Here is a 26352-nt window from a genome sequence, read left to right on the forward strand (position 1 = left end):
TTTCCTTATTTCCCAGTCCATAACGCTAGAAGCCCGTTTCGCCATTGAAGACGCATTTTTCCGCCGGAATGGCGAGCTGCGGAAACTAACTGGCTGGCGCTATTATCGTCATCCGACGAGAGCGAATAGAAACATCCAGGAAGCAGTTGGTTTAGCCAACGGAAAGATATGTCGTCGAGAGGGTAAGCATATCCGGCTTCCGTCGGGCCGCCGTTTCTGAGCAGGTTGCGCCGCAATCCTGTTGCCAGTGCGTCAGGCAAGCCGCAATCGTTGGTAATGCAAATAAAGCGGTTATCAGCGATTTTCCTGAACGTAGGGCGGCGAGCATCCACGTTCGCGGCGATAATTGCGGCGGTTCGGGATAAAAAAAACTCCGTTTTTCGGTGGGTAACAACACTATACACATCATGATCGCGTCCACCCGGATGAACATGGCGCGTTAAACGCGTCGTTTCGCCATCTGAATCCACATGCGGCAGAAAACATCCGGAATTCCAGTCCCAGGTTGCCGCCTGAACGTGAAGTTCGGCGGTGCGGAGCGTTGACATAAATGCGAGAGGCATCATATCTGACTTCAACGGCGCCTCGACAAGTGGCCATTCCATAATCCGGGATAACGTGACAGGATCATCAATCTCCGCGCCGAATACAGGAGGAGACCAGACACTTACGCCGCTGCGACGGAAATATTTTCCGCCCAGTTCTGAGACCGCTTTTTGAAAATCATCTATAAGCCTGGCGCAGATAGCACCTTCTACAATAACCAGACTGCTTTTTCCATAGCGAATATGAAACAGCGATGGTTTAACTAGCGTCCATACCCGACCTTTCCAGGACTGGCGTAAGCGCGGCTCAATCAGACCTGCATCATGCAGACAGCGAAGCAGATGCCATATGCTGATACCGTCAGCAACGCGCTGGAGAAGAGAGACCAGTTCAACTTCTTCCCAGCCGCTGGCGCCGGTTGCGTAAATAGCCTCCAGAAGATGTTCACAACGCACATCGCCATCTTCCATTAACAAGGGCGATTCGGCGCGGAATACTGGGGTTTTCAGTTGCGAAATCTTCCATTCAGTAAGACGCTCGAGATGATATTTTGCGCTTTCCCCTAGCGCTGGATGTGGAACAGCGCGATCAAAAAAACGCACTCGCCGCCGCCATAGTGGCATTTTCTTGTCTGCTTCCAACTCAGGCTCAATAATAAACTCGCCGCTGAGTGGCATGGATGATATTAATTGCCCATCTATCTTCTTGACATCGATTTTTGCGCAATTTTTCCCCAAAGCATAAACCCTGTAATTTCGCGCGTCTGATTTGATGAATGGCAGAAATGCAGGCAAGCCCAGCCATCCCCCCGGTACTCTTATTCCGTCGTAAATCAGAGGACGGGTAATCTGTTCATCCGGCGAATCTGACGACGCTTTCATCACACGGAGTATATCCATTGCTAGATGACGGCTCTGAGGGCGTCTGGTCAAAATCCAGTCACCTTCTATAACTGCATCGTCAAGGTATTTGCATATACGTGTGGAGTGCTTACAGGATAATGCGATGTAAAATTGTGAAGAACATTTATCGGGAACTGCGATTGCTCTCCAGCGTCCATGGCCGACTTGATGAAAAAAGATTAAGCCGATCTGCACGGCTTTTCCCAGGTTTTCACTGTGTCCAGCAGATGCAGAAATTAGCGCTTCGGATAACGAAGGAGCGAAAACACTATCGTTGTTCTCATCAGAGGAGCTGAAATAACACCGCGAATCGTCGAAATCGACCCGCATATCAATAATCGCTTTACGCATTTCAACATCGGGGAACTGCGCCATAGCTCGCTGACGCAGGCGCCAGAAAGGCATATCGGCGAGTGTTCTACGTCCAGCAAACCAGGCGCTTTTAAACTCGTTAAACGCCTGACTCATTGCGTAAGATGCGTTTTCTTTTTGAATCGCGAATTGGAAATAGTCGATTAACAGTCGGGGGCTGGATACAGCTTGCGGGTGATTCATAAGAACTCGGGTCATCAAGCGCAAGTCTGTTTTTCCGGGAAAAGCCAGCCGTAGGGTGTAGCCGATGTGACTCCAACTGGGTGGTATTTCAGGAAGAATCAGACGACGGTAAGGCTCCTCTTTCTGAATCCGTTGTTCAAGCCATCCAGCTAGCGCTTCCCACATAGCGTTTACGCCTGCCAAATTCTGGTAGCTATGCCCGGTTTGTAACCAGTTCTGTAACTTCAGGCGGAAATCATTACTTTCTTCTTGAGCGTCGAATTGACTGCTGATAAGTAGCGTCATTACAAGATAAGTAAAATATCCGGGAGACTTGTCATTGGATCTTTCCATCATTCCACTTTCAAGGCGCAGCGGCAGATCCGGTATCCTCGACATACATACCTGAAAAGCTTTTTCTATTTCATCCGCGCCGACGCCGCTGTCGGCGAATGCCGCTGCAAGCGTCGACGGCGTAACTTCAAACCAGCGAATATCCTGCGCATCGCCGTCGGGACCGAATCGTAGAAAATAATCGATCAGCTTACTTTCCCAGCCATCGGGCGTAACAGGCGGCGTCCACTTCATTTGTGTTTGTCCTCCCTCCGGCGCTCATCATTTCGGACAGCTATCGCCAGCGGTTCCAGGATGCGTTCAGCCAGAAAACGGACTGCGGGAACAGCAAGCCCGTCGCCGATAACTTTAAATGCCGATTGATACGCTGCCGGGAGAATAAAATCATCCGGCAACCCCATTAACGCCGCCGCTTCTTTGACCGAAAGCAAGCGCGTTTTCACCTGATTGCCCTTGACAACGATAATACGAGGACGAGAAGCCCCGCCTTTTGGTGTTCTAAGGCAACCAAGAACGGCCGAGAACGTAATTTCAGTCCGTTGCCTGTTAACGCCTTTTTCTTTACGCATGCGTAAATAAAGGCTGCCTGTTATTGTCGCGCCAGATGCCTGAGCGTTCGCCAGACGAGCCAAGTTCGCCGGTGCCATCATACTGATAAGCCGTTGTGTTTCATCGAAAGAATGCCATAGTGCGTTTTCGTCTTCAAAATCGATTAAGTCATCTAACTCCTTCGTTTTGGAGTCTGGCATATTGCCAAGCGACCACCAGATCCAATCATTACGGGCATCCTTCGCCAGCGCATCGCAGGCACGGAGGAGCGAAGGTGAATGCCATTGCGACAAAGGTTCTTCAGAGATCAAACATTCGGGAATGGAAACATGGCGACTAACAGCCACAAGAAATACGCGGGGCCTGGACTGTGGAAGAAAGTGCTTTGCATCAATGATTATTGCGCCATATCGGTAGCCTGTTTTACTTAACTGATGGCATATCGCGGCGAAATGGCTCCCTTGATCCAGCGTCAGCAATCCAAGAACATTTTCAAGAACAAGAATTGGCGGCTTACGGTTTTCCTCGCCGAGCCTGCTGATTAAATCGAGGAACGGCCATATCGCACCGGAACGCGTGGTTTCATCCGCGCAGGAATCTCTTTCGCCAATTCCCAGGCCATTGCCGGCCAGCGATAAATCCTGGCAAGGAAATGAGGCCCAGCTTAAATCAGCATGGAGTGGCAGTTCATCGGAGGCGACTTCGCGTACATCACGCATGTCGAAATGTTCGTCGCCCCAGTTATCGATGTATGTCGATGCTTTTATCGGGTCCATATCGTTGGCGAACAGACATTGCCACTGTTTTCCCAGCCCAGCCCTGGCCATACCGCCGCCCGCAAAAAACTCATAGAAACTGAATTCCTCTTCGTGAGGTTGCGCTGAATGATTGTCGCTCGTGACGGCTTTAGTGCTCATGACCTGACCATAAAATAGTATTACTGAATTGGCGCATCGATCAATTTCCTGAAAAGGATATTCTTATCTAGATAGTCTATAAAATCATGAAGATAATATCTATATGGATAAATGTGCTGGCTATGTAGCAAAGTTTAGAAACTGACTGAATATGAAGATAATTTTTCCTCCCGTAAGTGAAGCTTTAGAAACGATGAAGAAAAAATGCAAATAGTCAGCACTTGCGCTGTAAAATGTTTGTTATTTAGGAAAATTCACTACTGGAACAGATAGCTTAAATGCCGTTTAACATTCACCTCTGGTCTGAGCTAGCACCACGATACGATGGGACTATTTTGTTGGGCAACGGTGCAAGCATCGCCGTTAGTCATCGTTTTGCGTATGGATCTCTGTTTGAACACGTCACGCAAAGAGAGAGTCTGGAGGAAGATGTACGCAGACTTTTTGACTTTTTTAAAACTAAAGATTTCGAACTTATACTGCGTATTGTTTGGCAGGCGTCTAACGTCAATAAATCTTTAGAAATTGAAGATGCCCGCACCCATGAGGCCTACCTCCGAATCCGCGAATGCCTCATTCAGGCTGTACGAGATGTGCATCCTGAGCATGATGAAGTTGATGAACAACTGCCATACATTTACGCGTTTCTGAAAAGATTCAACACGGTTATTTCGCTGAACTATGACCTGATTGTTTACTGGACAATGACATATGGTCTGGATATCAACGATCATCATCGATTTAAGGACTGCTTTCTTGCCAGAGGTCTTTTTGAGCAGGATTGGCAACGGTTAAGAGGAATGCTTGGAAATGAACAATCTAATACGCTTGTTTTTTATCCACACGGCAGCCTTATACTATGTCGAAACCGTGTTGAACAGGAACATAAAATCCATATCCGAGGATCTGGTTTGCTCGAATCAATTCTGGAACGTTGGCAAAGCGAGGAAGTTGTTCCGCTATTTGTCAGCGAAGGAACGTATGAGCAGAAGGTTAGTTCTATTCAGAGTAGCTATTATCTTTCAACAGTTTACCGTGAAGTTCTCACCGAACCGCGTGAAAATCTGGTGATTTTAGGTTGGGGGATGGGTGAGCATGACGTACATCTGCTAAAACGCATGGCGAGAACAAGAATACAACGCGTCGCTGTATCTGTTTTTCGGGGGGATCAGGCTTATTGCACCAGAGTTAACCAATTAATCAGAGATAATCTGGGACCACATGTCCTCATCGAGTTTTTCGACAGCGAAAGTCCGAGCTGCTGGAATCAGCCACCAGAAAATCTGATGCAGGGGAACTAACTGGTAATGTGGCATGGCTGAAGCGGCATGTTACCAGAGCTCAGCGCCGAACAGCTATGCTTCTACAACGGAACTGTGATCAATCGAATCGGGCAGTCAACTCTGCGGCAGATGTGGACATTGCAACACTGTGTTCAGTAATATATTTATGAAATTTTTCATGTTGATACAGTTATTTCTCGTTACGAAAATCCCAACGCCGCATGGGAACTAATTTCACCTTTGCTTTCCTCAGAACGATCGTAAAAAGTCGGTCCCATTATGTTCAGCATCGCAAGGTCATTAACGGGATGTTTTAGGTACTTGGGTCATGGAAAACTGTTTACATCCTATTCAACCGGTACCGTAATCGGGAATTATTAAACTTAATTTCAACAAAACGGAATCGTGGATAACCTCCTCTTATGAATATCTGAGCAAAATGGTCATTTAAGGGGCACTATCTCCCTTTAACAACATTACTGAATGCTATCAGCTATATTCCAACCCAAGTTCAAACCCTTTCACCGCTGTGGGGTAAGGGGCGCTATGCTCGCATATACAGAGGCAGTTTTTTCTCCCGCGTGATTTCCGTTCCCGTATCAGCTTCCGGCTAATCGTTTCCCAACACAACCCGTCCCGCAAGGGTAAATGACACGCATTCTGCGCCCTTGCAGGCCGGAACGATGCCGGGAAAGCGAACCGTCAGGCGATACGAAGACGAAAATCACACCACTGACGGAGAAAAACCATGACTATTTCCCTGCATACCTAGGCTAGCGCCCCTAACACCGCAGCGGCGACCAGCGTATCCCCGCTGGAGCAGTCAGGCTCCTCAAAAACGAAATTTTCTAAAGCCAAAACCGATATTTATCAGACCGTCACCGACAACATCATTGCAGCGCTTGAAGCCGGTGTAAAACCATGGTCTTGCCCGTGGCAACAAGTGCCGGGCATGTCTGGGTTGCCATCCAATTACGCAACCGCTATCGCGTATAGCGGAATGAATATCATGCTGTTGTGGTGCAGTGCGTCAAAGCAGGGCTTCGGTGATTCACGCTGGATGACCTACAAACAGGCGCAGGCAGTAGGCGGGCAGGTTCGCAAAGGCGAGCACGGCACGACAGCCATTTTCTATTCAACCTTAGAGAAAGAGAACGAAGACGGTGAAATTGACAAGATACCAATGCTGAAAACCTTCAATGTGTTCAATGTTGAACAAATCGATGGCCTTCCGCTGACAACTGAAACAGTCAGCTCAGAAGCAACCTTTGACCCGTTGCCGGAGGCTGAAAATCTGTTCCAGAAGAGCGGCGCAAACATCCTTGAGAAAGGACAAAACGCTTTTTTTAGACCTTCAACCGATGAAGTCTGGCTACCGGAGCGCCATCTGTTTTCAGATGCCGCTAATTTCTACGCTACTGGCCTACATGAGCTGGTTCACTGGAGCGGCGGTAAAAACCGACTTAACCGTGAAATGAAAGGGAAATTTGGCAGCGCAAATTATGCGGAGGAGGAATTAGTGGCTGAGCTGGGAAGTGCTTTTCTGATGGCGGATTTGGGTATTGTTGGAGAGGTGCAGCACGAAAGCTATATTGTTTCCTGGCTGAAAGCACTGAAAAACGATAAGCGCTATGTTTTCAAAGCTGCCAGCGTCGCCTCAAAAGCGCATCGTTACCTGATGGATAAAATTTGAGCCGGAGATGATAAGCCGCAAAGGAGCGCGGCTTTAACCTTTAACGTGAGTGGGCAGAGTAAAGCTTGTTTCAAGGGGGAATCCCCCCTGCAAATTTTCCTGGTACTTGGTGCCAGGAAAATTTGCAGGCTGCAGGGCGGGCGGCAAAGAGCCCGCTCATCCCTATAGATGTATTGGCTTAAACTTGATCTAGCAGTGTTCGCTGCAAGACATGATTCAACATGACAATCGGCAACGAGCGAGAATCGGACCCATCCAGTATCTTTTGAGCTAAGATGTCGAGTGAAGTGGCACACTGAATTTGGCCACCTGAACAGAGGTGATATGCTCACCTCAGAACAACACAGGTGCTCCAATGAAAAAAAGAAATTTCAGCGCAGAGTTTAAACGCGAATCCGCTCAACTGGTTGTTGACCAGAACTACACGGTGGCAGATGCCGCCAAAGCTATGGATGTTGGCCTTTCCACAATGACAAGATGGGTCAAACAACTGCGTGATGAGCGTCAGGGCAAAACACCAAAAGCCTCTCCGATAACACCAGAACAAATCGAAATACGTGAGCTGAGGAAAAAGCTACAACGCATTGAAATGGAGAATGAAATATTAAAAAAGGCTACCGCGCTCTTGATGTCAGACTCCCTGAACAGTTCTCGATAATCGGGAAACTCAGAGCGCATTATCCTGTGGTCACACTCTGCCATGTGTTCGGGGTTCATCGCAGCAGCTACAGATACTGGAAAAACCGTCCTGAAAAACCAGACGGCAGACGGGCTGTATTACGCAGTCAGGTACTTGAGCTACATGGCATCAGCCACGGTTCGGCCGGAGCAAGAAGCATCGCCACAATGACAACCCGGAGAGGCTACCAGATGGGACGCTGGCTTGCTGGCAGGCTCATGAAAGAGCTGGGGCTGGTCAGCTGTCAGCAGCCGACTCACCGGTATAAACGTGGTGGTCATGAACATGTTGCTATCCCTAACTACCTTGAACGGCAGTTCGCCGTGACCGAGCCAAATCAGGTGTGGTGCGGTGATGTGACCTATATCTGGACGGGTAAGCGCTGGGCGTACCTCGCCGTTGTTCTCGACCTGTTCGCAAGAAAACCAGTGGGCTGGGCCATGTCGTTCTCGCCGGACAGCAGGCTCACCATGAAAGCGCTGGAAATGGCATGGGAAACCCGTGGTAAGCCCGGCGGGGTGATGTTCCACAGCGATCAGGGCAGTCATTATACGAGCAGGCAGTTCCGGCAGTTATTGTGGCGATACCAGGTCAGGCAGAGTATGAGCCGGCGCGGAAACTGCTGGGATAACAGCCCAATGGAACGCTTCTTCAGGAGTCTGAAGAACGAATGGATGCCGGTGGTGGGTTACGTAAGCTTCAGCGAGGCAGCTCACGCCATAACGGATTATATCGTTGGATATTACAGCGCACTAAGACCGCACGAATATAACGGAGGGTTACCCCCAAACGAATCGGAAAATCGATACTGGAAAAACTCTAACTCGGTGGCCAGTTTTTGTTGACCACTTCAAATTGAAGCCAGAAAAATGCCGTACCAGTGCAGACTGATACGGCTATTTTTTTCAGAGGGGTTATCCCATTGTGCAACTAATTTTCTTCCCACAAATATAAGGTGGGGCATACGCTTTCCGGCACATATCCAGATAATCCGACCACCACTGCATCATCGCCTTGCGGGCTTCCAGATGCTCCACCTTGTGAATGTATGCTGCCCGTACGCTATTGCGTTCCTGATGGCTCATCTGACGCTCAACCGCATCCTGTGACCAGAGGCCTGATTCAATCAGGGCACTGCAGGCCATTGCCTGGAATCCGTGACCGCAGATTTCATCTTTCGTGTCATACCCCATCAGGCGCAGCGCCTTGTTGACCGTGTTTTCGCACATTGGCTTATACGGATTGTGATCGCCGGGAAATATCAGTTCCTGATGTCCGGATATATCCCGTATCTGTTTTAGAATAGCGATCGACTGACGAGAGAGGGGAACGATATGTGGCGTGCGCATTTTCGCGCCACGCCCTGAATAGCGGACACCGGGTATGGCTTCCCGGGTGGCTGGAATGGTCCAGATTTTGTTTCTGAAATCGATCTCAGACCAACGGGCAAAGCGCAATTCGCTGGAACGGATAAACAGGTGCAGGGTGAGTGATACCGCCAGACGGGTTAATTCTCGCCCTTGCCTGTAGTCTTCAATGCGGGTCAACAGCTCCGATAGTTTCTCCAGCGGAAGGGCAGGGTAGCGGCGTTTAACGGGCGGGGGGATGATACCGTCCAGATTTGCCGCTGTGTTGTGTTCTATGAGTTCCTGATGCACGGCATGACGCATGATGTTGCACATATGCTGCCGGGTTCGGGCCGCCACTTCCAGAAGACCTTTTTTCTCAATACCTTTCAGCAGGTCGATGAAATGACGGGGTTTCAGTTCTGTGACCGCCAGGTGTCCAATTATCGGGAAGATATGGTTGTTCATACTGGTAAGCAGACGGGCAGCATGGTTTTCTGACCATGTCCGGTTGCTTTTATGCCAGTCCATTGCCACATGCCTGAAGGTTTTTTCTGGCGAGGAAGTGGCTCTTTCAGCAGAGCGCTGTTGTGCCGGGTTGATATTTTGCGCCAGCAATTTACGGATGCCGTCACGTTGCTGGCGAGCGTCGGCCAGGGATACATCAGGGTAGGCACCTAAGCCGAGGCGTGATTTTTTTCTGTTGATGCGATATTTGAGATACCAGAGACGTGAACCGCCTGGATTAACCAGCAGGTACAGACCGTGAGAATCGGAAACTTTGAAAGGTTTTGTGGATGGTTTTAAGTTGCGGATTTTTGAATCGTTAAGAGACATTTGGGGGTCACTCCGTCATCGAACCAACTTGACCCCAAATCTGACCACCAAATTCTTCCGATGCAGAGGGAAAATTGAAAATGCATCGGGAAGACTTTTCACGCTAACTTATTGAATCTGAATCATATAAGTATTCGCAGAGCGACATGAAAACAAGAATTTGGCTCCTCTGACTGGACTCGAACCAGTGACATACGGATTAACAGTCCGCCGTTCTACCGACTGAACTACAGAGGAATCGTTGGAACGGGGCGAATAGTAGCGATGCCCTTGCAAAATGTCAAAGCCGGAATGGATTTTTCCGGTGCGTTTGCTGGCAAAAACAGCGACTGCCGCTTTTTTATCCCCCTTTCCTGTCGAAATGTAATCTGCTGACTGAGATCTCACTTTAGAGCGAATTCATCGCAGATGTTAGAGGCGTGTCAAATTTTTGTTATTTGATGATTTTAAAACACGTATTTCGATGCTTTCATAATTAAAATTTCAAATTTCACATTTATGAAATAAATAAACTAAAACCATATCAGGTGGCTGCAAACGGGTAGGGTTAAGTGAAAGGTTTTTATGAAATTATAATTCAAACAATGAATTAGTGATAAGGAGTTGTTATCACCATAAGCTTTTTCCTCGGAAAAATGTACCTCCTACAGACCAAATGAAGCCGACAATGATGCTGTGGAATGAAAAAAATATTTTTCCATTGATGGCATCAACGCCCGGGCATGTTAACGATTATAAGGGTTACCCATGAACTTTAAAAAAGCGATCGTAACGTCACTGTTAGCCTGTATGTTGCCAGCCGCCGCCTTTGCCAAAGATATTCAGGTTGGCGTATCCATGGCGCTTTTTGATGATAATTTTCTCACCACCGTTCGTTCGGCGATGCAAAACGAGATGCAAAAAGAGAGCGTTAAAGGCCAAATTGAGGATGCAAAAGGTGATGTGGCCCAGCAATTACAGCAGGTACAAAATTTTATTGGCCAGGGCGTGGATGCCATCATTGTTAATCCGGTGGATACCAATGCGGTGAAACCCATCGTCGATCAGGCGACAAAGGCCGGGATCCCGCTGGTTTTTGTTAATCGCCGTCCGGCCATTGAGCTTGCAGGTAAAATCGCCTATGTCGGTTCGGATTCGGAGCTGGCGGGCCGCTTACAGATGGAAGCGCTGGCGAAGGCAATGAACGGTAAAGGCAATGTTGCGATTTTACTGGGGGATTTGGCAAACGAGTCAACTCGCGAGCGTACTAAAGGCGTTGAGGCCGTTGTTGCCAAATACCCGGGTATTAAGGTGATACAAAAGCAGACGGCAAAATTTCAGCGTAATGATGCGGTGGATGTGGTCAGTAACTGGATGACCGCCGGAGATGATATTAACGCCATTGCCTCTAACAATGACGAAATGGCGATTGGTGCATTACAGGCACTGGGAAGAAATAACGCGAACGTATTGATTGCTGGCGTTGATGGAACCCCGGATGCATTACAGATGATTAAAAACGGCAAAATGGTCGCAACCGTTTTCCAGAATGCCAAAGGTCAGGGCGAAGGGGCAGTGACCACCGCCGTTAAACTGGTGAACGGTGAGAAGGTACAAAATATTGTCGATATTCCTTTCCAGTTGATCACTAAAGAGAATTATGAACAGTTCGTCAGCATGAACCAAAAATAACTCTTCTCTGACAGCGTGGTACGGAGGTGAAGCATGACTGCTTATGCGCTTGAAGCCGAAGGCATCAGCAAGTTCTTTCCTGGCGTAAAGGCACTGAGTAATGTGTCGTTGCGCGTCAAGGCGGGAACGGTCCATGCCCTGATGGGTGAAAATGGTGCTGGAAAATCCACGTTAATGAAATGCCTTATCGGGATTTATCGTCCCGATGACGGCGTGATTCGTATTAAAGGAGAACCAATTCAGTTCCATGACACCTTGGATGCGCTTCGTTCAGGTATCTCAATGATCCACCAGGAATTGAACCTGGTTCCGCATATGACCGTCGCCGAGAATATCTGGCTAGGACGCGAGCCGATGAAATACGGCTTCGTTGATCACGCCAGATTAAATCAGCTAACGCGCGATCTGCTCCTGAAGCTGAATATTCGTCTGAAGGCGGATGATCTGGTGGGCGAACTCAGTATTGCTTCTCAGCAAATGGTAGAAATTGCGAAGGCGGTCTCGTGGAATGCTGATGTAGTGATTATGGATGAGCCCACTTCAGCGCTAACGGAAACAGAAGTCTCACACCTTTTCACTATTATTCGTGACCTGCGCGCTCAGGGAAAAGCCATCATCTATATTAGCCATAAGATGGATGAAATATTCGCCATTACCGATGAGGTGAGTGTCTTTCGCGATGGTGCTTGGGTTGGCAGCGATCAAACTGCCCACTACACGCGTCAGTCGTTGATTACGCAAATGGTTGGCCGCGAGCTGACGCAGCTGTTTCCCAAGTTTAATAATGATATTGGCGCAGAAGTGCTGACCGTGCGCGGGCTCACGCGGAAAGAGAAATTCTACGACATAAATTTCTCGCTACGTCGCGGAGAGATCCTTGGCGTTGCCGGGCTGGTTGGGGCAGGGCGCAGTGAAGTCATGGAGAGTCTGTTTGGAATGACCGCGTTTGACAGCGGAGAGATATTGATCGACGGCGTGCCGACTCGCATTGATTCACCCTCAGTCGCCATTGAGAAAGGACTCGCATTCCTTACGGAAGACCGTAAAAAGTCAGGGCTTTTTTTGGTGCTATCCGTTATGGAAAACATGAGTATTGTCAATATGCCGGAGTATAGCGCCAAAGCGGGTTTCGTCAGTCATGAGCAGATGGCAAAGGACTGTATGGAGCAAATTCGCCGGCTGAATATCAAAACGCCGACAATGGATCAAATCATCAACAATCTCAGTGGTGGCAACCAGCAGAAGGTTTTAATTGCGCGCTGGCTTCTGGCACAACCCAAAATTCTGATTCTTGATGAACCGACGCGCGGTATTGACGTGGGCGCTAAGGCGGAGATTTACCGCCTGATCAGTGAACTGGCAAACCGCGGTGTAGCCATCATTATGGTTTCCTCTGAACTGCCGGAAATCCTGGGGATGAGCGATCGTGTGATGGTGATGCACGAAGGGCGTATTACCGGCATCCTGAATAAAGAAGAAGCCGATCAGGAAACCATTATGTCGTTGGCATCCGAATAAGGGATGGGAAAATTTATGAGTGACGTAAAAGCCAGCTCCCGGCAGCCAGCAGTACAGCGCGGTTCGCTGTTCGGGCAACTTAAACATAAGATGCCGAAAGATACCGGTATTTTTATCGTGATGCTGGGCATCGCACTAATCTTTGAAGGTTTTGGGTGGTATGTACGCGATCAATCATTCCTGCTCAACCCGAACCGCCTGATATTGATTGTCCTGCAGGTGGCGATTATCGGCATCATTGCGGTAGGGGTAACGCAGGTTATTATCACTACGGGTATCGATCTCTCCTCGGGTTCGCTTATTGCGCTTTCCGCCGTCGTTGCCGCCAGCCTGGCGCAAACCTCCGATAGCTTGTCACCGATGTTTCCTTCGCTGGTAAATTTACCCGCGGCAGTGCCGGTTCTGGCAGGGATTGGTGTCGGGTTACTGTGTGGGGTAATTAATGGTGTATTGATCACCCGTACCGGTATTCCTCCCTTTATTGCAACACTCGGGATGATGGTTTCGGCGCGGGGGCTTGCGCAGTACTATACGCAGGGTAACCCGATCAGTTTTCTTTCTGATGGTTTCACCGCGATAGGACAGGGGGCGATGCCGGTTATCGTTTTTCTCGTTGTGGCGGTAATCTTCCATATTGCGCTCAAGCACACGCGTTACGGTAAATATGTCTACGCCATCGGCGGCAATATGACCTCGGCGAAAGTGTCGGGGATTAACGTTAATAAATACCTGATTATCGTCTATACCATTGCTGGTGCGCTTTCAGGTCTGGCCGGTGTTGTCCTGGCCGCACGCGTCAGCAGCGGCCAGTCAAGTATGGGAATGTCTTATGAACTGGATGCTATCGCCGCGGCGGTTATTGGCGGCAGCAGTCTGATGGGCGGCGTCGGGCGGATTACCGGTACACTTATCGGGGCAGTGATTCTTGGATTGATTAAGAGCGGTTTTACCTTTGTGGGTGTCGATGCTTATGTGCAGGACATTATTAAAGGAATCATCATCGTGGCCGCCGTTTCTATCGATATGCACCGTAACCGCAAGAAACGTTGACCCTTCTCGATTCCCTCGTTCAGACGCGCCGCGTAACAATTTCATGCGGCGCGTTATCTGCAGCATATATTGCACATCACCGTGACATTTTGCCCTAACCTGGTGCGACTGATGTTTACGGAAAAAATGCGATCTTATTAACCGCATGAATAAATTCACAGGGTGTAAGTAGATTTGCTTATTTTACTGCAACTTAGTGTAAGAGATTAAGCCTCCCACGGATCACCCGATGATATTGGCCTGTATATTGCAATCCTGTGAAGGTACGACGTCATGCTTAATACATATCTACCGTCATTTTGAATGCAGGTGTTGGCTATTCTTCTGGCAACCCAAAAGTGCTTACCTGCGTAAGCTCTTCGGGATTTATTCAGCCGGCGCCAACCTGCACTTGACATGAGCAGGGATAAAACAGCCGCATTCAGGCATTTGGGGATTCGTTACGGAGGCAAAATGAACTTAAGACGACTTAAATATTTTGTGAAAATCGTCGATGTCGGCAGCCTGACTCAGGCAGCAGAAGTGTTACATATTGCGCAGCCTGCGCTAAGTCAGCAGGTTGCTACTCTGGAAAACGAACTGGACCAGCAGTTATTGATTCGGACTAAACGTGGTGTGACGCCAACTGAAGCGGGGAAGATCCTGTATGCACATGCCTGTACTATTTTACGACAGTGTGAACAGGCGCAGAGGGCGGTGATTAACGCAGGACAGATACTGAGCGGTCAGGTTTCGATCGGTCTGGCTCCGGGAACGGCGGCCTCTTCACTAACAATGCCCTTACTGCAAACCGTTCGCGAGCAATTTCCAGGGGTGCTGGTTTATCTTCATGAAAACAGCGGTGCTTCATTAAATGAAAAAGTGATGAGTGGACAACTTGATATGGCGGTACTTTACGATCGTGCACCTACCGCCGGGATCACCAGCATGCCCTTGATGAAAGAAGAGCTCTACCTGGTCGGTGCCACCGTCTCGCCGGGACAAAGCGTCGATTTAGCTGAGGTTGCGCAGATGAATTTATTCTTGCCGCGTGATTACAGCGCGGTGCGTAAGCGGGTTGATGAGGCTTTTTCACTACGGCGTTTAAGTGCGAGGATTATCGGTGAAATAGAATCGATCGCCACGCTGACTGCTGCGGTGTCCAGTGGGATGGGGGCGACCGTATTACCCGAATCTGCCGCCCGCTCACTGGTTAGCGCGACTAACGCATGGATGTCGCGTATTGTCAGTCCGACGTTGAGCCTGCCGCTATCGCTAAATGTCTCTTCATCAATGACGCTGTCACCCTCCGCGCAGGCGGTAAAAAATATTCTGTTATCACTGCTGAATAAACCGACGACGGAAGAGCGCGAGCTAATGTTAGTGAGCTAAGCCTGGAGGTTTGCAGTAGCCACATTTGCCGTGCAAGCATAAACGGTACTACACGCTGCCTTCCGGCGGCGTTTTTTGGCTAATGTGAACACAGTAAAGCACCCGCTGCTTATCGCTAAATCGCATAACTATCCCTTTTTTATTATTTGTTGCTATCAATTTGCCTCCTTAACATAAGGACAAATCAACAGATGACAGAGGGGAACGCGCATGAATTTCCAGCAACTTAAAATTATTAGAGAAGCCGCGCGTTGTGAATTCAATCTGACCGAGGTAGCCAACACGTTATTCACCTCGCAATCTGGCGTTAGCCGACATATCCGCGATCTTGAAGATGAATTAGGCGTAGAAATTTTCATTCGTCGGGGCAAGCGTTTGTTGGGGATGACGGAGCCGGGTAAAGCGTTGCTTACCATCGCGGAACGAATTCTTGATGAAGCGGGCAAGGTCAGACGGTTAGCCGATGTATTCACGAATGAATCAAGCGGTGTCTTAACGATTGCCACAACGCATACTCAGGCTCGCTACAGCCTGCCTCCGGTAATTAAAGCTTTTCGCGTACTCTATCCCAACGTGCGGCTGGAGCTGAACCAGGGGTCACCGCAGGAAATTGTCGCAATGCTGGTTGCCGGTGAAGCTGATATCGGTATTGCCAGTGAACAGGTGGTCAATAATCCCGCGCTGGCGGCTTTTCCATGGTTCAGTTGGCATCATGCGCTGTTAGTACCAAAAGGGCATGAGCTGGAACAGCAGCAACCGGTTACGCTGAGCGCGCTGAGCCGTCACCCACTTATCACCTACCGTCAGGGAATTACCGGTCGTTCTCGTGTCGATCGCGCCTTCCACGCCGCAGGCCAGAAGCCCGATATCGTTCTCAGCGCCCAGGATTCTGACGTCGTAAAAACGTACGTTGAACTGGGGTTGGGGGTCGGTATTCTGGCCGATCAGGCCTGCCAGTTAGATGAACATTCAACGCTAACACGGCTGGAAGCCAACCATCTGTTTGAATCCAATACTGTCTGGCTGGGCCTCAAGCGTGGACAGCTTCAACGTAATTATGTCTGGCAGTTCCTTGAGCTTTGCAATGCCAATCTATCGCTGGAAGAGATTAAGCGTCAGGCGTTGTCGCTCCATGGCGAAGAGGCTGTCGCAATCGATTTTCAGATTTAACCGTCATGAGTGACGTTCCCTCTGTATTGGCCGTATTGACCTAACCGAATTAGCGCCTTATATGCGCCTGCTCAGCAGGCGTTCGCGGACCCTTACTGTGCTAATCGTAACATTTATGCACAAAATGACATGCTATGCCTGGCTATACAGGGCTATTCTTGTCGAACAACATCTCCGGTTGCAATCGTAACCGGCTTCTTTCGCTCTAACGCTAACTAACAAAAAAATTCGTGAGGATGAAAACATGGTTGCAGAAAAACGCCCCGTCTGGTTCATAACCGGATGCTCGACCGGGTTTGGCCGCGAGCTGGCGCAGCAGGTCATTGCACAGGGATTTAATGTTGTTGTGACTGCCAGAGATACAACGAAAATCGCTGATCTGGTCGCAGGGCATGAGTCCAATGCGATTGCACTGTCGCTGGATGTGACCGACAGCGCGAATATCGATGTTGCCGTTAAAGCGGCGCTGGCAAAATTCGGTACCGTTGATGTGCTGGTCAATAACGCCGGCTATGGTTACCAAAGCTCGGCAGAGGAAGGGGATGAAGCGGAAATTCGTGCCCAGTTTGATGCCAACGTCTTCGGGCTGTTTGCAATGACGCGCGCGCTACTGCCGACGATGCGTAAAGCGCGTTATGGACATGTCATTAATATCACCTCGGTTGCCGGTTTTATTGGTTTCCCGGGATCCAGTTACTATGCGGCCAGCAAGCATGCTGTTGAAGGTTGGTCGGATGCGCTGGCTGCCGAAGGCGCGCCGCTGGGTATCCATGTCACCTGCGTTGAGCCAGGTCCGTTTCGTACCGACTGGGCGGGTCGCTCTATGCGTCGGACGGAAAACACCCTTGCAGACTATGCTGAAACCGCAGCGGCTCGGATGAACAACACCGCGAAGATCAGTGGTAAGCAACCAGGCGATCCTGCGCGTGCAGCACAGGCTATGATTGCCATCACGCAGCGAGATAACCCGCCACGGCATTTGGTGATGGGCGCTTTCGGTTTTCAGGCGGTGACCAGCAAACTGAAAGAACGTCTGGCGGAAATTGAGGCATGGAAGGAAACCACTCTCGGCACGGATTTCCCTGACGCCAGCTAATACAGCTCCGGCATCCTGCGATGCCGTTTTTCGTTGCAAGGGGCAATTCCTCTGGCCCCTTGCCTTTATCCGTTCACGCGCGTTATTCCCTTTGCTATTTTGCCTGCGGGCAACCTGCTGTATTTCCTGCTTACGGGACTTTTTGCGTGTGTCATCATCGGTTTTATTCACCTCTCCGCTCTGCCATTCCTGCTGTTCTGCTGCAAATTCATTGTACCGCCATTTCTCTTTAACCTCGCTGTAACAGTCAATCGTCAAGGTAATAGCTCGCCCAACCTGAGGAACGTGCCATGACCTTTTTATCTTTAATGTGCTTGTCCCATCGCTGCATTAAGGAGTTTGTTCAATGATGAACATATCCAGACATCCGACCACTGTTTACCAGGCCGTCGCGGCGCAATTAGAAGAGGAGCTGCGTAAGGGCTACCGCTGTGGCGATTATTTACCCTCGGAACAACAACTGGCGACGCGTTATGCGGTAAATCGCCATACGCTGCGCCGTGCAGTCGATGAACTGGTTAATAAAGGGTTACTGCAACGTCGTCACGGGGTGGGCATTTTGGTACTGATGCGCCCTTACGATTATCCACTGCATACCCAGGCACGCTTTAGCCAGAATCTGTTGGAGCAGGGGAGTCACCCGACCAGCGAGAAACTAATGGGCGTGCTGCGTCCGGCGAGTAGCGATGTGGCGATGGCGCTTGCCTGTAATGAAGGGGCAAATGTCATTCATCTGCGCACGCTACGCCGTGTGAATGGTGTGGTGGTGTGTGTCATTAATCATTACTTCTCCGATCTCAGCTGGTGGCCGCAGTTGCAACAGTTTCACAGCGGTTCCCTTCACGATTTCATTCATCAACATCTCAATCATCAGCTGACGCGTCGGCAAACCCGGATCAGTGCGCGCCGGGCACAGGCAAAAGAGAGCAAGTTACTGGAAGTCGGCTTGCAATCACCGCTGTTGTGCGTACGTACGCTGAACAGCAGGGAAGATGGCAGCATGGCGGAATACTCCGTCAGCCTGACGCGTGCCGATATGATTGAACTGACGCTGGAGCATTAAATGGACGCGTTAAAAGCACGTCAACATTGGCTTTCGGTACTGGCACACAGCGCCGCCGATCGGCTGGAATACTACTGGAATGCACTTAATCTACAGCCAGGTTATGACGTATTACGTGCGCCTGAAACCGGTTTAACCCGGCTACAGGCGCGGATGGGTGCTACCGGAAAACGCTTTATTGTGGGTGATGTTACCGTCACACGGGCAGTGGTGCGGCTGACGGATGGCACCTGTGGCTACAGCTATATTACTGGCCGGGACAAATTACACGCCGAGCGCTGTGCCGTTATTGATGCACTGCTGCAACAGCGAGAGAACGGGGCTTTGTTGCACGATAACCTGATTACGCCACTGGCAGCGGAGCGCGCGGAGCAACAGCAGCAGCGCGCACGTGAAGTCGCCAGCAGTCGCGTGGATTTCTTTACTTTGGTACGCGGAGATAATGCATGACTTTACTGGCCAGCTTTAACCGTCCGGTGGCTGATTCACAGCACGCCTTTCGCCGCATCCTCAAAGCGATGAGCGAGCCGGGCGTAATTGTATCACTGCCGCTACAGCACGGCTGGGGCGCCTTGTCACCAGCGGCAACCGCGGTACTGCTAACGCTTGTCGATCGTGAAACGCCGCTGTGGCTGGACGATGCGCTGAGCGATGAGTCACTGCTTGCGAATCTGCGTTTTCATACCGGCGCGTCGCTTAGCGAAGGGGGAAATGCAGCATTTGCGCTGTTATCCGCGGCTTCCGATGTCGATCCGATGATATTCGCCTGTGGCGATAACCTCTCACCGGAGAAAAGTACCACGGTGATTATTGAGGTGCCTTCGCTGAATGGCGGCTTGACACTGCGCCTGCGTGGTCCCGGCTTGATGGAAACGCGCGCTATCGCTCCTCAACTTCCTGAGCGCTGGCTGGCGTATTTGCGTCAGCGCCCAACGATATTCCCTCAGGGCATCGATCTTATGTTTACCTGTGGCACCGCGCTGATGGCGCTGCCGCGTACCACCCAAGTGGAGGTTTGCTGATGTACGTTGCCGTTAAAGGGGGAGAAAAGGCCATCGCCAATGCGCACCAGTTGCAGCATGACCTGCGCCGGGGGGACCGCCAACAGGCCGAGTTGGAGTGCCAGCAAATCGATCGGCAGCTTGGGTTAGCTGTGGATCGCGTGATGACGGAAGGCGGCATCCATGACCGCCAACTCGCTGCGCTGGCAATCAAGCAGGCGAGCGGCGATTTAGTCGAGGCGATTTTCCTGCTGCGTGCCTATCGCACTACGTTGCCTCGGCTGGCGGATAGCTTGCCGCTTGATACCACGGTGATGCGGCTTGAACGCCGGATCTCGGCGGTTTACAAAGATCTGCCCGGTGGGCAGGTGCTCGGACCAACCTACGATTATACCCACCGCCTACTGGATTTTACCCTGTTGGCTAACGGTGAAACGCCTGCCGCACCACGTGCAGAACAGCCGCTTGAGGAACACTGTGCGCACGTGTTCGATATGATGACCCGTGAAGGACTGGCAGCACAGGAGCTTGATGACGGCAGCGAACCGCTGGATATCACTCGCGAGCCACCTGAATATCCCGCTCCCCGCTCTGCGCGCCTACAGCAACTGGTGCGTGGTGACGAAGGTTTCTTACTGGCGTTGGGGTACTCGACGCAGCGCGGCTACGGGCGTACCCATCCGTTTGCCGCTGAAATTCGCACCGGTTATGTCACGGTAGAGATTGCGCCTGAAGAGCTGGGTTTTCCGTTTGAGATCGGTGAAATTTTGCTGACCGAGTGTGAAATGGTCAATGGATTTACCGTTCCCGGCGATGAGGCACCGCATTTCACACGCGGTTATGGTCTGGTCTTCGGACGTTCGGAGCGTAAAGCGATGGCGATGGCGCTGGTAGATCGTGCGCTGCAGGCAGATCAATACCAGGAGCGCGTCACCAGCCCGGCACAGGACGAAGAGTTTGTCCTGGCGCATGCCGATAACGTGGAGGCGGCGGGTTTTGTCTCTCACCTGAAGCTGCCGCATTACGTCGATTTTCAGGCGGAACTGGAACTGTTGAAACGGTTACGCCAGGAGTATCAGGAGCAGAGAAATGCATGAACTGAGCGGTTATAACCCCGGCTACCTTGACGAACAGACCAAGCGAATAATTCGCCGTGCAATCCTGAAAGCGGTAGCAATACCCGGTTTTCAGGTACCATTTGGTGGACGGGAAATGCCGATGCCTTACGGCTGGGGGACGGGCGGTATCCAACTTACCTCCAGCATTATCGGCGAACATGACGTACTGAAAGTGATCGATCAAGGGGCGGATGACACCACCAATGCGGTATCAATACGCCAGTTCTTCCAGCGCGTCAGCGGTGCCGCGACGACCGAACGTACGGTGGATGCGACTCTGATTCAGACGCGACATCGTATTCCGGAAACGCCGCTGACGGAAGATCAGATCCTGATTTATCAGGTGCCGATCCCGGAGCCGCTGCGCTTTATTGAACCGCGTGAAACCGAAACGCGAAAAATGCACGCGCTGGAGGAGTACGGCATCATGCAGGTGAAACTGTATGAAGACATTGCTCACTATGGTCATATCGCAACCACCTACGCTTATCCGGTAAAGGTGAACGATCGCTACGTGATGGACCCTTCACCAATCCCTAAATTTGATAATCCCAAAATGCACATGATGCCCGCGCTTCAGTTGTTTGGGGCTGGTCGTGAGAAACGCATTTATGCATTACCACCGTTCTGTAAGGTGGAAAGCCTCGATTTTGACGATCATCCCTTTAGCGTGCAGCAGTGGGATGAGCCTTGTGCTCTGTGCGGATCACGCCAAAGTTACCTTGATGAAGTGGTGATGGATGACAACGGCACCCGTATGTTTGTCTGCTCCGACACCGATTTTTGCCATCAGCAGCAGGAAAAAAATCATGATCAGTGAACAACCGCTGCTGGCGGTAAATAACCTGACGCATCTTTATGCACCGGGTAAAGGTTTTGATGACGTGTCATTTGAACTCTATCCCGGGGAAGTCCTGGGGATTGTGGGCGAATCCGGATCCGGTAAGACCACCTTATTACAGGCGATTTCGGCGCGGTTAACACCACAGCACGGCAACATTCTTTATCAGGGTAATGATCTGTACGCGTTAAGTGAAAGTGAGCGTCGTCGCCTGTTGCGTACCGAATGGGGCGTGGTGCACCAGCATCCGCTTGATGGGCTGCGTCCGCAGGTTTCCGCCGGCGGGAATATCGGCGAACGCCTGATGGCCGTCGGCCAGCGCCATTATGGTGAAATCCGCCAGCAGGCCAGTAAGTGGTTACAGGATGTAGAGATACCGGTGTCGCGCATTGATGATTTACCGGTGACCTTTTCTGGCGGTATGCAGCAGCGTTTACAAATCGCCCGCAATCTGGTGACGCATCCTAAATTGGTGTTTATGGATGAACCGACGGGCGGGCTGGACGTTTCCGTACAGGCGCGCCTGCTCGATCTGCTGCGCACGCTGGTTCGGGAGCTTAATCTGGCGGTGGTGATTGTCACCCACGATTTGGGCGTTGCCCGGCTGTTGGCACACCGTTTGCTGGTCATGAAGCAAGGCCAGGTGGTGGAGAGTGGATTAACCGACAGGGTGCTGGACGATCCGCATCATCCCTACACCCAACTTCTTGTCTCTTCGATTTTGAGTTAAGGCCATCATGAACACACAGCTTCGCGTTGAGAATCTCTGTAAAACTTTTGTATTACACAATCAGCATGGTGCCGAATTACCGGTACTGCAGCAGGCCAGTTTTGAGGTGGCCGCGGGGGAATGCGTGGTGCTGGATGGCCATTCCGGTAGCGGAAAATCGACACTTTTGCGTTCGCTATATGCCAACTACCAGCCTAACAGTGGGCATATCTGGCTGCAACATCAGCAACAGTGGGTCGATCTGGCATGTGCCTCTGCCCGCCAGATCCTGGCGATACGACGTGAAACCATTGGCTGGGTAAGTCAATTTCTGCGGGTGATCCCACGTATTTCGACGCTGGAAGTGGTGATGCAGCCGCTGCTGGAACGTGGCGTAGAGCGCAGCCTGTGTGAAGTCCGGGCCCGACAGTTATTGACCCGACTTAATGTACCGCAGCGGTTGTGGTCCCTGGCACCGTCAACGTTCTCCGGTGGTGAGCAGCAGCGCGTCAATATTGCTCGCGGTTTTATTGCAGATTATCCCATTCTGCTGCTGGATGAGCCGACCGCATCGCTCGACAGCACAAACAGCGCGGCGGTGGTTGAACTGATTGAAGAAGCGCGCACGCGCGGTGCGGCTATTGTTGGCATTTTCCATGATAAAGCGGTGCGCGATCGCGTTGCCGACCGTCTGTATGTAATGAGCCCGGTGGCTCAAGGGGCAGAGGCATGATTATCAATAATGTGCAGTTGGTACTGGAAAACGAAGTATTGCACGGTTCGCTGGAAATTCAGGATGGCGTAATCCGCAGTTTTTCTGATTCGATTAGTCGTCTGCCGGGTTCGCTCGATGGCGAAGGTGGCTATCTGCTGCCCGGGCTGGTTGAGCTGCATACCGACAACCTTGATAAATTTTTTACGCCACGGCCTAAAGTGGACTGGCCCGCGCACTCAGCAATGAGCAGCCACGATGCGTTGATGGTGGCCAACGGTATCACGACGGTGCTGGATGCCATTGCCGTGGGGGATGTGCGTGACGGTGGACATCGTCTGGACAACCTTACCAAAATGATTAACGCCATTACCAGCAGCCAGAAAAACGGATTGAACCGCGCGGAACATCGGCTTCATTTGCGCTGCGAATTGCCCTATGACGATACGTTACCTCTGTTCGAACAATTAATGGATATCCCTGAGTTGTCGCTGGTGTCACTGATGGACCATTCGCCGGGACAGCGCCAGTATGTGTCGCGCGAGAAATACCGTGATTACTATCAGGGAAAATATCAGTTGAACGATGTGGAGATGGCGCAGTTTGAAGAGCAGCAACTGACGCTGGCGGCGCGCTGGTCTCAGCCCAACCGGCTGGCGATTGCAGCACACTGCCGCCGAAAAAATATCGCGCTGGCGAGCCACGATGATGCGCTGGATACCCACGTCGATGAGTCACACGCGATTGGCAGCGTAATTGCGGAGTTTCCTACCACTGAAATCGCCGCCCGTCGCTCGCGGGAATTGGGGCTACAGGTGTTGATGGGCGCACCGAATATCGTACGTGGTGGATCGCATTCCGGTAACGTCGCCGCGCATCGGCTGGCACAGCTGGAACTGTTGGATATCCTCTCTTCTGATTACTATCCGGCCAGCCTGCTGGATGCGGCGTTCCGTATTGCGCAGGATGAAACGAATCGCTACGACTTGCCACGTGCCGTACGACTGGTTACCGCTAATCCAGCGCGGGCTTTGGGGTTACACGATCGCGGCATTATTGCTGAAGGTAAGCGGGCCGATCTGGTGCTGGCGCATACCACTTATGGACATGCGCATATTCGCCACGTTTGGGCACAGGGACGGGCTGTTTACTGATGGCGCGCCTCATTTGGCTGATGGGCGCCTCCGGATCGGGTAAAGATAGCCTGCTGACGGCGCTGCGTGAACAGGCTCCGGAGGGGATTCTGGTGGCACACCGCTACATTACTCGTCCGGCTAATGCGGGGGGAGAGAACCATGTTGCGCTAAGTGAGGTGGAGTTTTTGCGCCGACGCGCGAAAGGGCTGTTTGCGCTTGACTGGCAGGCACATCAGCACTATTACGCGCTGGGGATTGAAGTTGATCTCTGGCTGGAACAGGGAATGGATGTGGTGGTTAATGGCTCCCGGCAGCAGCTCACCGCTGCGTGTCAGCGCTATGACGGCCGTATCCTGCCCATTTGCCTGCAGGTGTCTTTACCGGTACTGGAACAGCGCCTGCGGCAGCGTGGACGGGAAAGCGAAGGCGAAATTGCCCAGCGGCTGGCGCGGGCGCAGGAAGCACTGCCAGACCGTTGTTTGCGGCTGGCTAACGATGGTGCTCTTACGCAGACGTTAAGCCAGTTCCGCGCACTGCTGGAGCGTGAAGCATGCAACTGACCTTTTTAGGGACCGGAGGCGCACAGCAGGTACCGGTATTTGGCTGCGACTGCGACATTTGTCAACGAGCTCATCGACAGCCTCGCTTTCGTCGGAGTCCCTGTAGCGCAGCAATCCGCTGTGAAGGTGAAACTACGCTGCTGGATGCCGGACAGCCGTTACTGGAGCAACGTTTTGCACCGGGCGAGTTAACGCGTATTTTGCTGACACACTATCACATGGATCACGTACAGGGGCTGTTTGCACTGCGCTGGGGGATGGGAGCCAGAATCCCGGTATACGGGCCCCCTGACCCCGCGGGTTGCGACGATCTTTTTAAACATCCAGGGCTATTGGACTTTGCGCCCCCGGTGACGCCGTTTGAGCCGGTACAGCATGGTGCGTTGCGTATCACGCCGCTACCGCTGGTTCATTCAAAATTAACCTACGGCTATCTGATTGAGTATCGCGGGCAGGCTCTGGCATGGCTGTGCGATACCGTCGGTCTGCCGCTGGAAACCCTGGCATTTTTACAGACGCGCTCGATTGACCATCTGGTGCTGGACTGTAGCTACCCACCACTGAGCGCGCCGCCACGCAATCATAATGACGTTACATTGGCGTTGCAGTTGCACCAGCAGTTGAAGCCACAACAGTGCTGGCTCACGCATTTGAGTCATGAAGTTGATCGCTGGCTGGAAAATCATGCGCTGCCATCCGGCGTATCTGCAGCCTTTGATGGGTTGACGCTGGCGCTTTAGCCGCACGGGGCCATATCATCGTTTCATCATCTTATTGTCATGAAGTCTTCACGGGGGATGCCCTAAATATAACCGGCACAAACTTACGCTCAATTACATCGAAACGGATAAAAATATGGCACAGGCACTATTGAAATCCGCGCTTGACCTTGAGGCGCTAACATCGCCGGTTACGCACAGCAAAATTCTTTCAGTCCAGGGGCTCAGTAAAGCTTACTCATCGCAGCAGCGTGTGCTGGATGATATCAATTTCGAACTGCATGCCGGCGAGCTGGTAGCGGTTATCGGTCGTTCTGGTGCAGGTAAATCGACGCTGCTTCATGTACTTAACGGCACACTTCCCGCGACGGAAGGTGAAATTCTTTACCACCGTGACGAGGGGCAATCGCAGGACATTGTGACGCTGAACAGCCGTCAACTGCGCCAGTGGCGCAGTGAGTGCGGCATGATTTTTCAGGATTTTTGTCTGGTGCCGCGCCTTGATGTTCTCACCAATGTGTTACTGGGGCGTTTGAGCCAAACGTCAACACTCAAATCTTTTTTCAAAATTTTCACCGATGAGGATCGGGCCCGTGCTATTGCGTTGCTGCAGTGGCTCAATATGCTGCCCCAGGCGCTGCAACGCGCGGAAAACCTCTCTGGTGGACAGATGCAACGTGTGGCTATCTGCCGCGCGTTGATGCAAACCCCGAAGATCCTGTTAGCCGATGAGCCGGTAGCCTCGCTCGATCCGAAAAATACGCGTCGCATTATGGATGTGCTGCGTCAGGTCAGTGATAACGGTATTAGCGTGATGGTTAACCTGCACTCGGTTGAGCTGGTCCAGGAGTATTGTTCGCGGGCGATTGGTATCGCTCACGGACGGATTGTTTTTGATGGTCATCCATCGCAACTCAATGAAAATCTTCTCCATACGCTGTACGGCGATGAAATCACGCATCTCCATTAAACAAAAA

General features: G+C 51.3%; 22 protein-coding genes, 1 tRNA gene and 1 pseudogene. 20 read left to right on the forward strand and 4 right to left on the reverse strand.

Annotated features, from left to right (window positions below; genetic code table 11):
- Positions 1 to 5: 5 nt before the first annotated feature.
- Positions 6 to 2570, reverse strand: a complete 2565-nt coding sequence (locus J1C60_RS07195) for a hypothetical protein (protein ID WP_128176732.1) — start codon at positions 2568 to 2570, stop codon at positions 6 to 8.
- Complete coding sequence (locus J1C60_RS07200; RefSeq protein ID WP_128176734.1) at positions 2567 to 3802, reverse strand: DNA cytosine methyltransferase; 1236 nt, start codon at positions 3800 to 3802, stop codon at positions 2567 to 2569. The genes J1C60_RS07195 and J1C60_RS07200 overlap by 4 nt, the downstream gene beginning before the upstream one ends.
- Positions 3803 to 4080: 278 nt before the next feature.
- On the opposite strand from J1C60_RS07200, the gene J1C60_RS07205 reads away from it, so the two are divergent.
- From J1C60_RS07205 to J1C60_RS07215, 3 genes and pseudogenes are all read left to right on the forward strand, one after another.
- Positions 4081 to 5103, forward strand: a complete 1023-nt coding sequence (locus tag J1C60_RS07205; RefSeq protein ID WP_128176736.1) for a DUF4917 family protein — start codon at positions 4081 to 4083, stop codon at positions 5101 to 5103.
- Between the two features lie 730 nt (positions 5104 to 5833).
- Positions 5834 to 6778 (forward strand): annotated as a pseudogene (locus J1C60_RS07210) (ArdC family protein).
- A gap of 355 nt (positions 6779 to 7133) precedes the next feature.
- Positions 7134 to 8302 (forward strand): IS3-like element IS911 family transposase gene (locus tag J1C60_RS07215; protein ID WP_154324830.1). Its coding sequence is split into 2 segments (ribosomal slippage): positions 7134 to 7383 and positions 7383 to 8302, totalling 1170 coding nucleotides; the frame shifts between segments, so codons are not numbered across the junction.
- A gap of 69 nt (positions 8303 to 8371) precedes the next feature.
- On the opposite strand, the gene J1C60_RS07220 is transcribed toward J1C60_RS07215, so the two are convergent.
- Positions 8372 to 9640 (reverse strand): tyrosine-type recombinase/integrase, encoded by a 1269-nt coding sequence (locus J1C60_RS07220; RefSeq protein WP_128177344.1) that lies wholly within the window; start codon positions 9638 to 9640, stop codon positions 8372 to 8374.
- A gap of 161 nt (positions 9641 to 9801) precedes the next feature.
- A tRNA-Asn gene (locus tag J1C60_RS07225) sits at positions 9802 to 9877 on the reverse strand.
- A gap of 510 nt (positions 9878 to 10387) precedes the next feature.
- Here J1C60_RS07225 and J1C60_RS07230 point away from each other — a divergent pair.
- The 17 genes from J1C60_RS07230 to phnC all read left to right on the forward strand — a co-directional run bounded on the left by J1C60_RS07230 (position 10388) and on the right by phnC (position 26345).
- A complete protein-coding gene (locus J1C60_RS07230) occupies positions 10388 to 11311 on the forward strand; it encodes a sugar ABC transporter substrate-binding protein (RefSeq protein ID WP_128177342.1) in 924 nt (307 codons plus the stop codon).
- Positions 11312 to 11344: 33 nt separating this feature from the next.
- On the forward strand, positions 11345 to 12829 hold the full coding sequence (locus J1C60_RS07235) for a sugar ABC transporter ATP-binding protein (RefSeq protein ID WP_128177340.1): 1485 nt from the start codon (positions 11345 to 11347) through the stop codon (positions 12827 to 12829).
- Between the two features lie 15 nt (positions 12830 to 12844).
- A complete protein-coding gene (locus tag J1C60_RS07240) occupies positions 12845 to 13879 on the forward strand; it encodes an ABC transporter permease (RefSeq protein ID WP_128177338.1) in 1035 nt (344 codons plus the stop codon).
- Between the two features lie 453 nt (positions 13880 to 14332).
- The gene (gene nac / locus J1C60_RS07245) at positions 14333 to 15250 is read left to right on the forward strand and encodes a nitrogen assimilation transcriptional regulator NAC (protein WP_128177336.1); all 918 of its coding nucleotides are present in this window, start codon (positions 14333 to 14335) and stop codon (positions 15248 to 15250) included.
- Positions 15251 to 15460: 210 nt separating this feature from the next.
- On the forward strand, positions 15461 to 16420 hold the full coding sequence (cbl, locus tag J1C60_RS07250) for an HTH-type transcriptional regulator Cbl (protein WP_128177333.1): 960 nt from the start codon (positions 15461 to 15463) through the stop codon (positions 16418 to 16420).
- Between the two features lie 244 nt (positions 16421 to 16664).
- Positions 16665 to 17516 carry an oxidoreductase gene (locus tag J1C60_RS07255; protein WP_128177331.1) on the forward strand — a complete coding sequence of 284 codons (852 nt, stop codon included), beginning with the start codon at positions 16665 to 16667 and terminating at the stop codon, positions 17514 to 17516.
- A gap of 349 nt (positions 17517 to 17865) precedes the next feature.
- Positions 17866 to 18579, forward strand: coding sequence for a phosphonate metabolism transcriptional regulator PhnF (gene phnF / locus J1C60_RS07260; protein ID WP_128177348.1), 714 nt, complete (start codon positions 17866 to 17868; stop codon positions 18577 to 18579).
- Entirely contained in the window at positions 18580 to 19029 is a 450-nt protein-coding gene (gene phnG, locus J1C60_RS07265) for a phosphonate C-P lyase system protein PhnG (RefSeq protein WP_128177329.1), read from the forward strand.
- Positions 19026 to 19601 carry a phosphonate C-P lyase system protein PhnH gene (phnH, locus tag J1C60_RS07270; RefSeq protein WP_128177327.1) on the forward strand — a complete coding sequence of 192 codons (576 nt, stop codon included), beginning with the start codon at positions 19026 to 19028 and terminating at the stop codon, positions 19599 to 19601. The genes phnG and phnH overlap by 4 nt, the downstream gene beginning before the upstream one ends.
- A complete protein-coding gene (locus J1C60_RS07275; RefSeq protein ID WP_128177325.1) occupies positions 19601 to 20677 on the forward strand; it encodes a carbon-phosphorus lyase complex subunit in 1077 nt (358 codons plus the stop codon). The genes phnH and J1C60_RS07275 overlap by 1 nt, the downstream gene beginning before the upstream one ends.
- Positions 20670 to 21518 (forward strand): alpha-D-ribose 1-methylphosphonate 5-phosphate C-P-lyase PhnJ, encoded by an 849-nt coding sequence (locus tag J1C60_RS07280; protein ID WP_128177323.1) that lies wholly within the window; start codon positions 20670 to 20672, stop codon positions 21516 to 21518. The genes J1C60_RS07275 and J1C60_RS07280 overlap by 8 nt, the downstream gene beginning before the upstream one ends.
- Positions 21508 to 22269 carry a phosphonate C-P lyase system protein PhnK gene (phnK, locus tag J1C60_RS07285; RefSeq protein WP_128177321.1) on the forward strand — a complete coding sequence of 254 codons (762 nt, stop codon included), beginning with the start codon at positions 21508 to 21510 and terminating at the stop codon, positions 22267 to 22269. Before J1C60_RS07280 ends, phnK begins: the two co-directional genes overlap by 11 nt.
- Positions 22270 to 22276: 7 nt before the next feature.
- Positions 22277 to 22981 carry a phosphonate C-P lyase system protein PhnL gene (phnL, locus tag J1C60_RS07290; protein WP_128177319.1) on the forward strand — a complete coding sequence of 235 codons (705 nt, stop codon included), beginning with the start codon at positions 22277 to 22279 and terminating at the stop codon, positions 22979 to 22981.
- Positions 22978 to 24114, forward strand: coding sequence for an alpha-D-ribose 1-methylphosphonate 5-triphosphate diphosphatase (phnM, locus tag J1C60_RS07295; protein ID WP_128177317.1), 1137 nt, complete (start codon positions 22978 to 22980; stop codon positions 24112 to 24114). Before phnL ends, phnM begins: the two co-directional genes overlap by 4 nt.
- Positions 24114 to 24656, forward strand: a complete 543-nt coding sequence (phnN, locus tag J1C60_RS07300; protein WP_128177315.1) for a ribose 1,5-bisphosphokinase — start codon at positions 24114 to 24116, stop codon at positions 24654 to 24656. The genes phnM and phnN overlap by 1 nt, the downstream gene beginning before the upstream one ends.
- The gene (gene phnP, locus J1C60_RS07305) at positions 24647 to 25396 is read left to right on the forward strand and encodes a phosphonate metabolism protein PhnP (protein WP_128177313.1); all 750 of its coding nucleotides are present in this window, start codon (positions 24647 to 24649) and stop codon (positions 25394 to 25396) included. Before phnN ends, phnP begins: the two co-directional genes overlap by 10 nt.
- A 115-nt stretch (positions 25397 to 25511) precedes the next feature.
- Complete coding sequence (gene phnC / locus J1C60_RS07310) at positions 25512 to 26345, forward strand: phosphonate ABC transporter ATP-binding protein (protein WP_128177311.1); 834 nt, start codon at positions 25512 to 25514, stop codon at positions 26343 to 26345.
- Positions 26346 to 26352 lie beyond the last annotated feature (7 nt).

The organism is [Pantoea] beijingensis, assembly GCF_022647505.1.
GTDB classification, from domain to species: Bacteria; Pseudomonadota; Gammaproteobacteria; order Enterobacterales; family Enterobacteriaceae; genus Erwinia; species Erwinia beijingensis.

Coding starts and splice junctions, on each gene's coding strand:
- J1C60_RS07195 (WP_128176732.1), bottom strand. CDS start 2,570: ATGAAGTGGACGCCGCCTGTTACGCCCGATGGCTGGGAAAGTAAGCTG.
- J1C60_RS07200 (WP_128176734.1), bottom strand. CDS start 3,802: ATGAGCACTAAAGCCGTCACGAGCGACAATCATTCAGCGCAACCTCAC.
- J1C60_RS07205 (WP_128176736.1), top strand. CDS start 4,081: ATGCCGTTTAACATTCACCTCTGGTCTGAGCTAGCACCACGATACGAT.
- J1C60_RS07220 (WP_128177344.1), bottom strand. CDS start 9,640: ATGTCTCTTAACGATTCAAAAATCCGCAACTTAAAACCATCCACAAAA.
- J1C60_RS07230 (WP_128177342.1), top strand. CDS start 10,388: ATGAACTTTAAAAAAGCGATCGTAACGTCACTGTTAGCCTGTATGTTG.
- J1C60_RS07235 (WP_128177340.1), top strand. CDS start 11,345: ATGACTGCTTATGCGCTTGAAGCCGAAGGCATCAGCAAGTTCTTTCCT.
- J1C60_RS07240 (WP_128177338.1), top strand. CDS start 12,845: ATGAGTGACGTAAAAGCCAGCTCCCGGCAGCCAGCAGTACAGCGCGGT.
- nac (WP_128177336.1), top strand. CDS start 14,333: ATGAACTTAAGACGACTTAAATATTTTGTGAAAATCGTCGATGTCGGC.
- cbl (WP_128177333.1), top strand. CDS start 15,461: ATGAATTTCCAGCAACTTAAAATTATTAGAGAAGCCGCGCGTTGTGAA.
- J1C60_RS07255 (WP_128177331.1), top strand. CDS start 16,665: ATGGTTGCAGAAAAACGCCCCGTCTGGTTCATAACCGGATGCTCGACC.
- phnF (WP_128177348.1), top strand. CDS start 17,866: ATGAACATATCCAGACATCCGACCACTGTTTACCAGGCCGTCGCGGCG.
- phnG (WP_128177329.1), top strand. CDS start 18,580: ATGGACGCGTTAAAAGCACGTCAACATTGGCTTTCGGTACTGGCACAC.
- phnH (WP_128177327.1), top strand. CDS start 19,026: ATGACTTTACTGGCCAGCTTTAACCGTCCGGTGGCTGATTCACAGCAC.
- J1C60_RS07275 (WP_128177325.1), top strand. CDS start 19,601: ATGTACGTTGCCGTTAAAGGGGGAGAAAAGGCCATCGCCAATGCGCAC.
- J1C60_RS07280 (WP_128177323.1), top strand. CDS start 20,670: ATGCATGAACTGAGCGGTTATAACCCCGGCTACCTTGACGAACAGACC.
- phnK (WP_128177321.1), top strand. CDS start 21,508: ATGATCAGTGAACAACCGCTGCTGGCGGTAAATAACCTGACGCATCTT.
- phnL (WP_128177319.1), top strand. CDS start 22,277: ATGAACACACAGCTTCGCGTTGAGAATCTCTGTAAAACTTTTGTATTA.
- phnM (WP_128177317.1), top strand. CDS start 22,978: ATGATTATCAATAATGTGCAGTTGGTACTGGAAAACGAAGTATTGCAC.
- phnN (WP_128177315.1), top strand. CDS start 24,114: ATGGCGCGCCTCATTTGGCTGATGGGCGCCTCCGGATCGGGTAAAGAT.
- phnP (WP_128177313.1), top strand. CDS start 24,647: ATGCAACTGACCTTTTTAGGGACCGGAGGCGCACAGCAGGTACCGGTA.
- phnC (WP_128177311.1), top strand. CDS start 25,512: ATGGCACAGGCACTATTGAAATCCGCGCTTGACCTTGAGGCGCTAACA.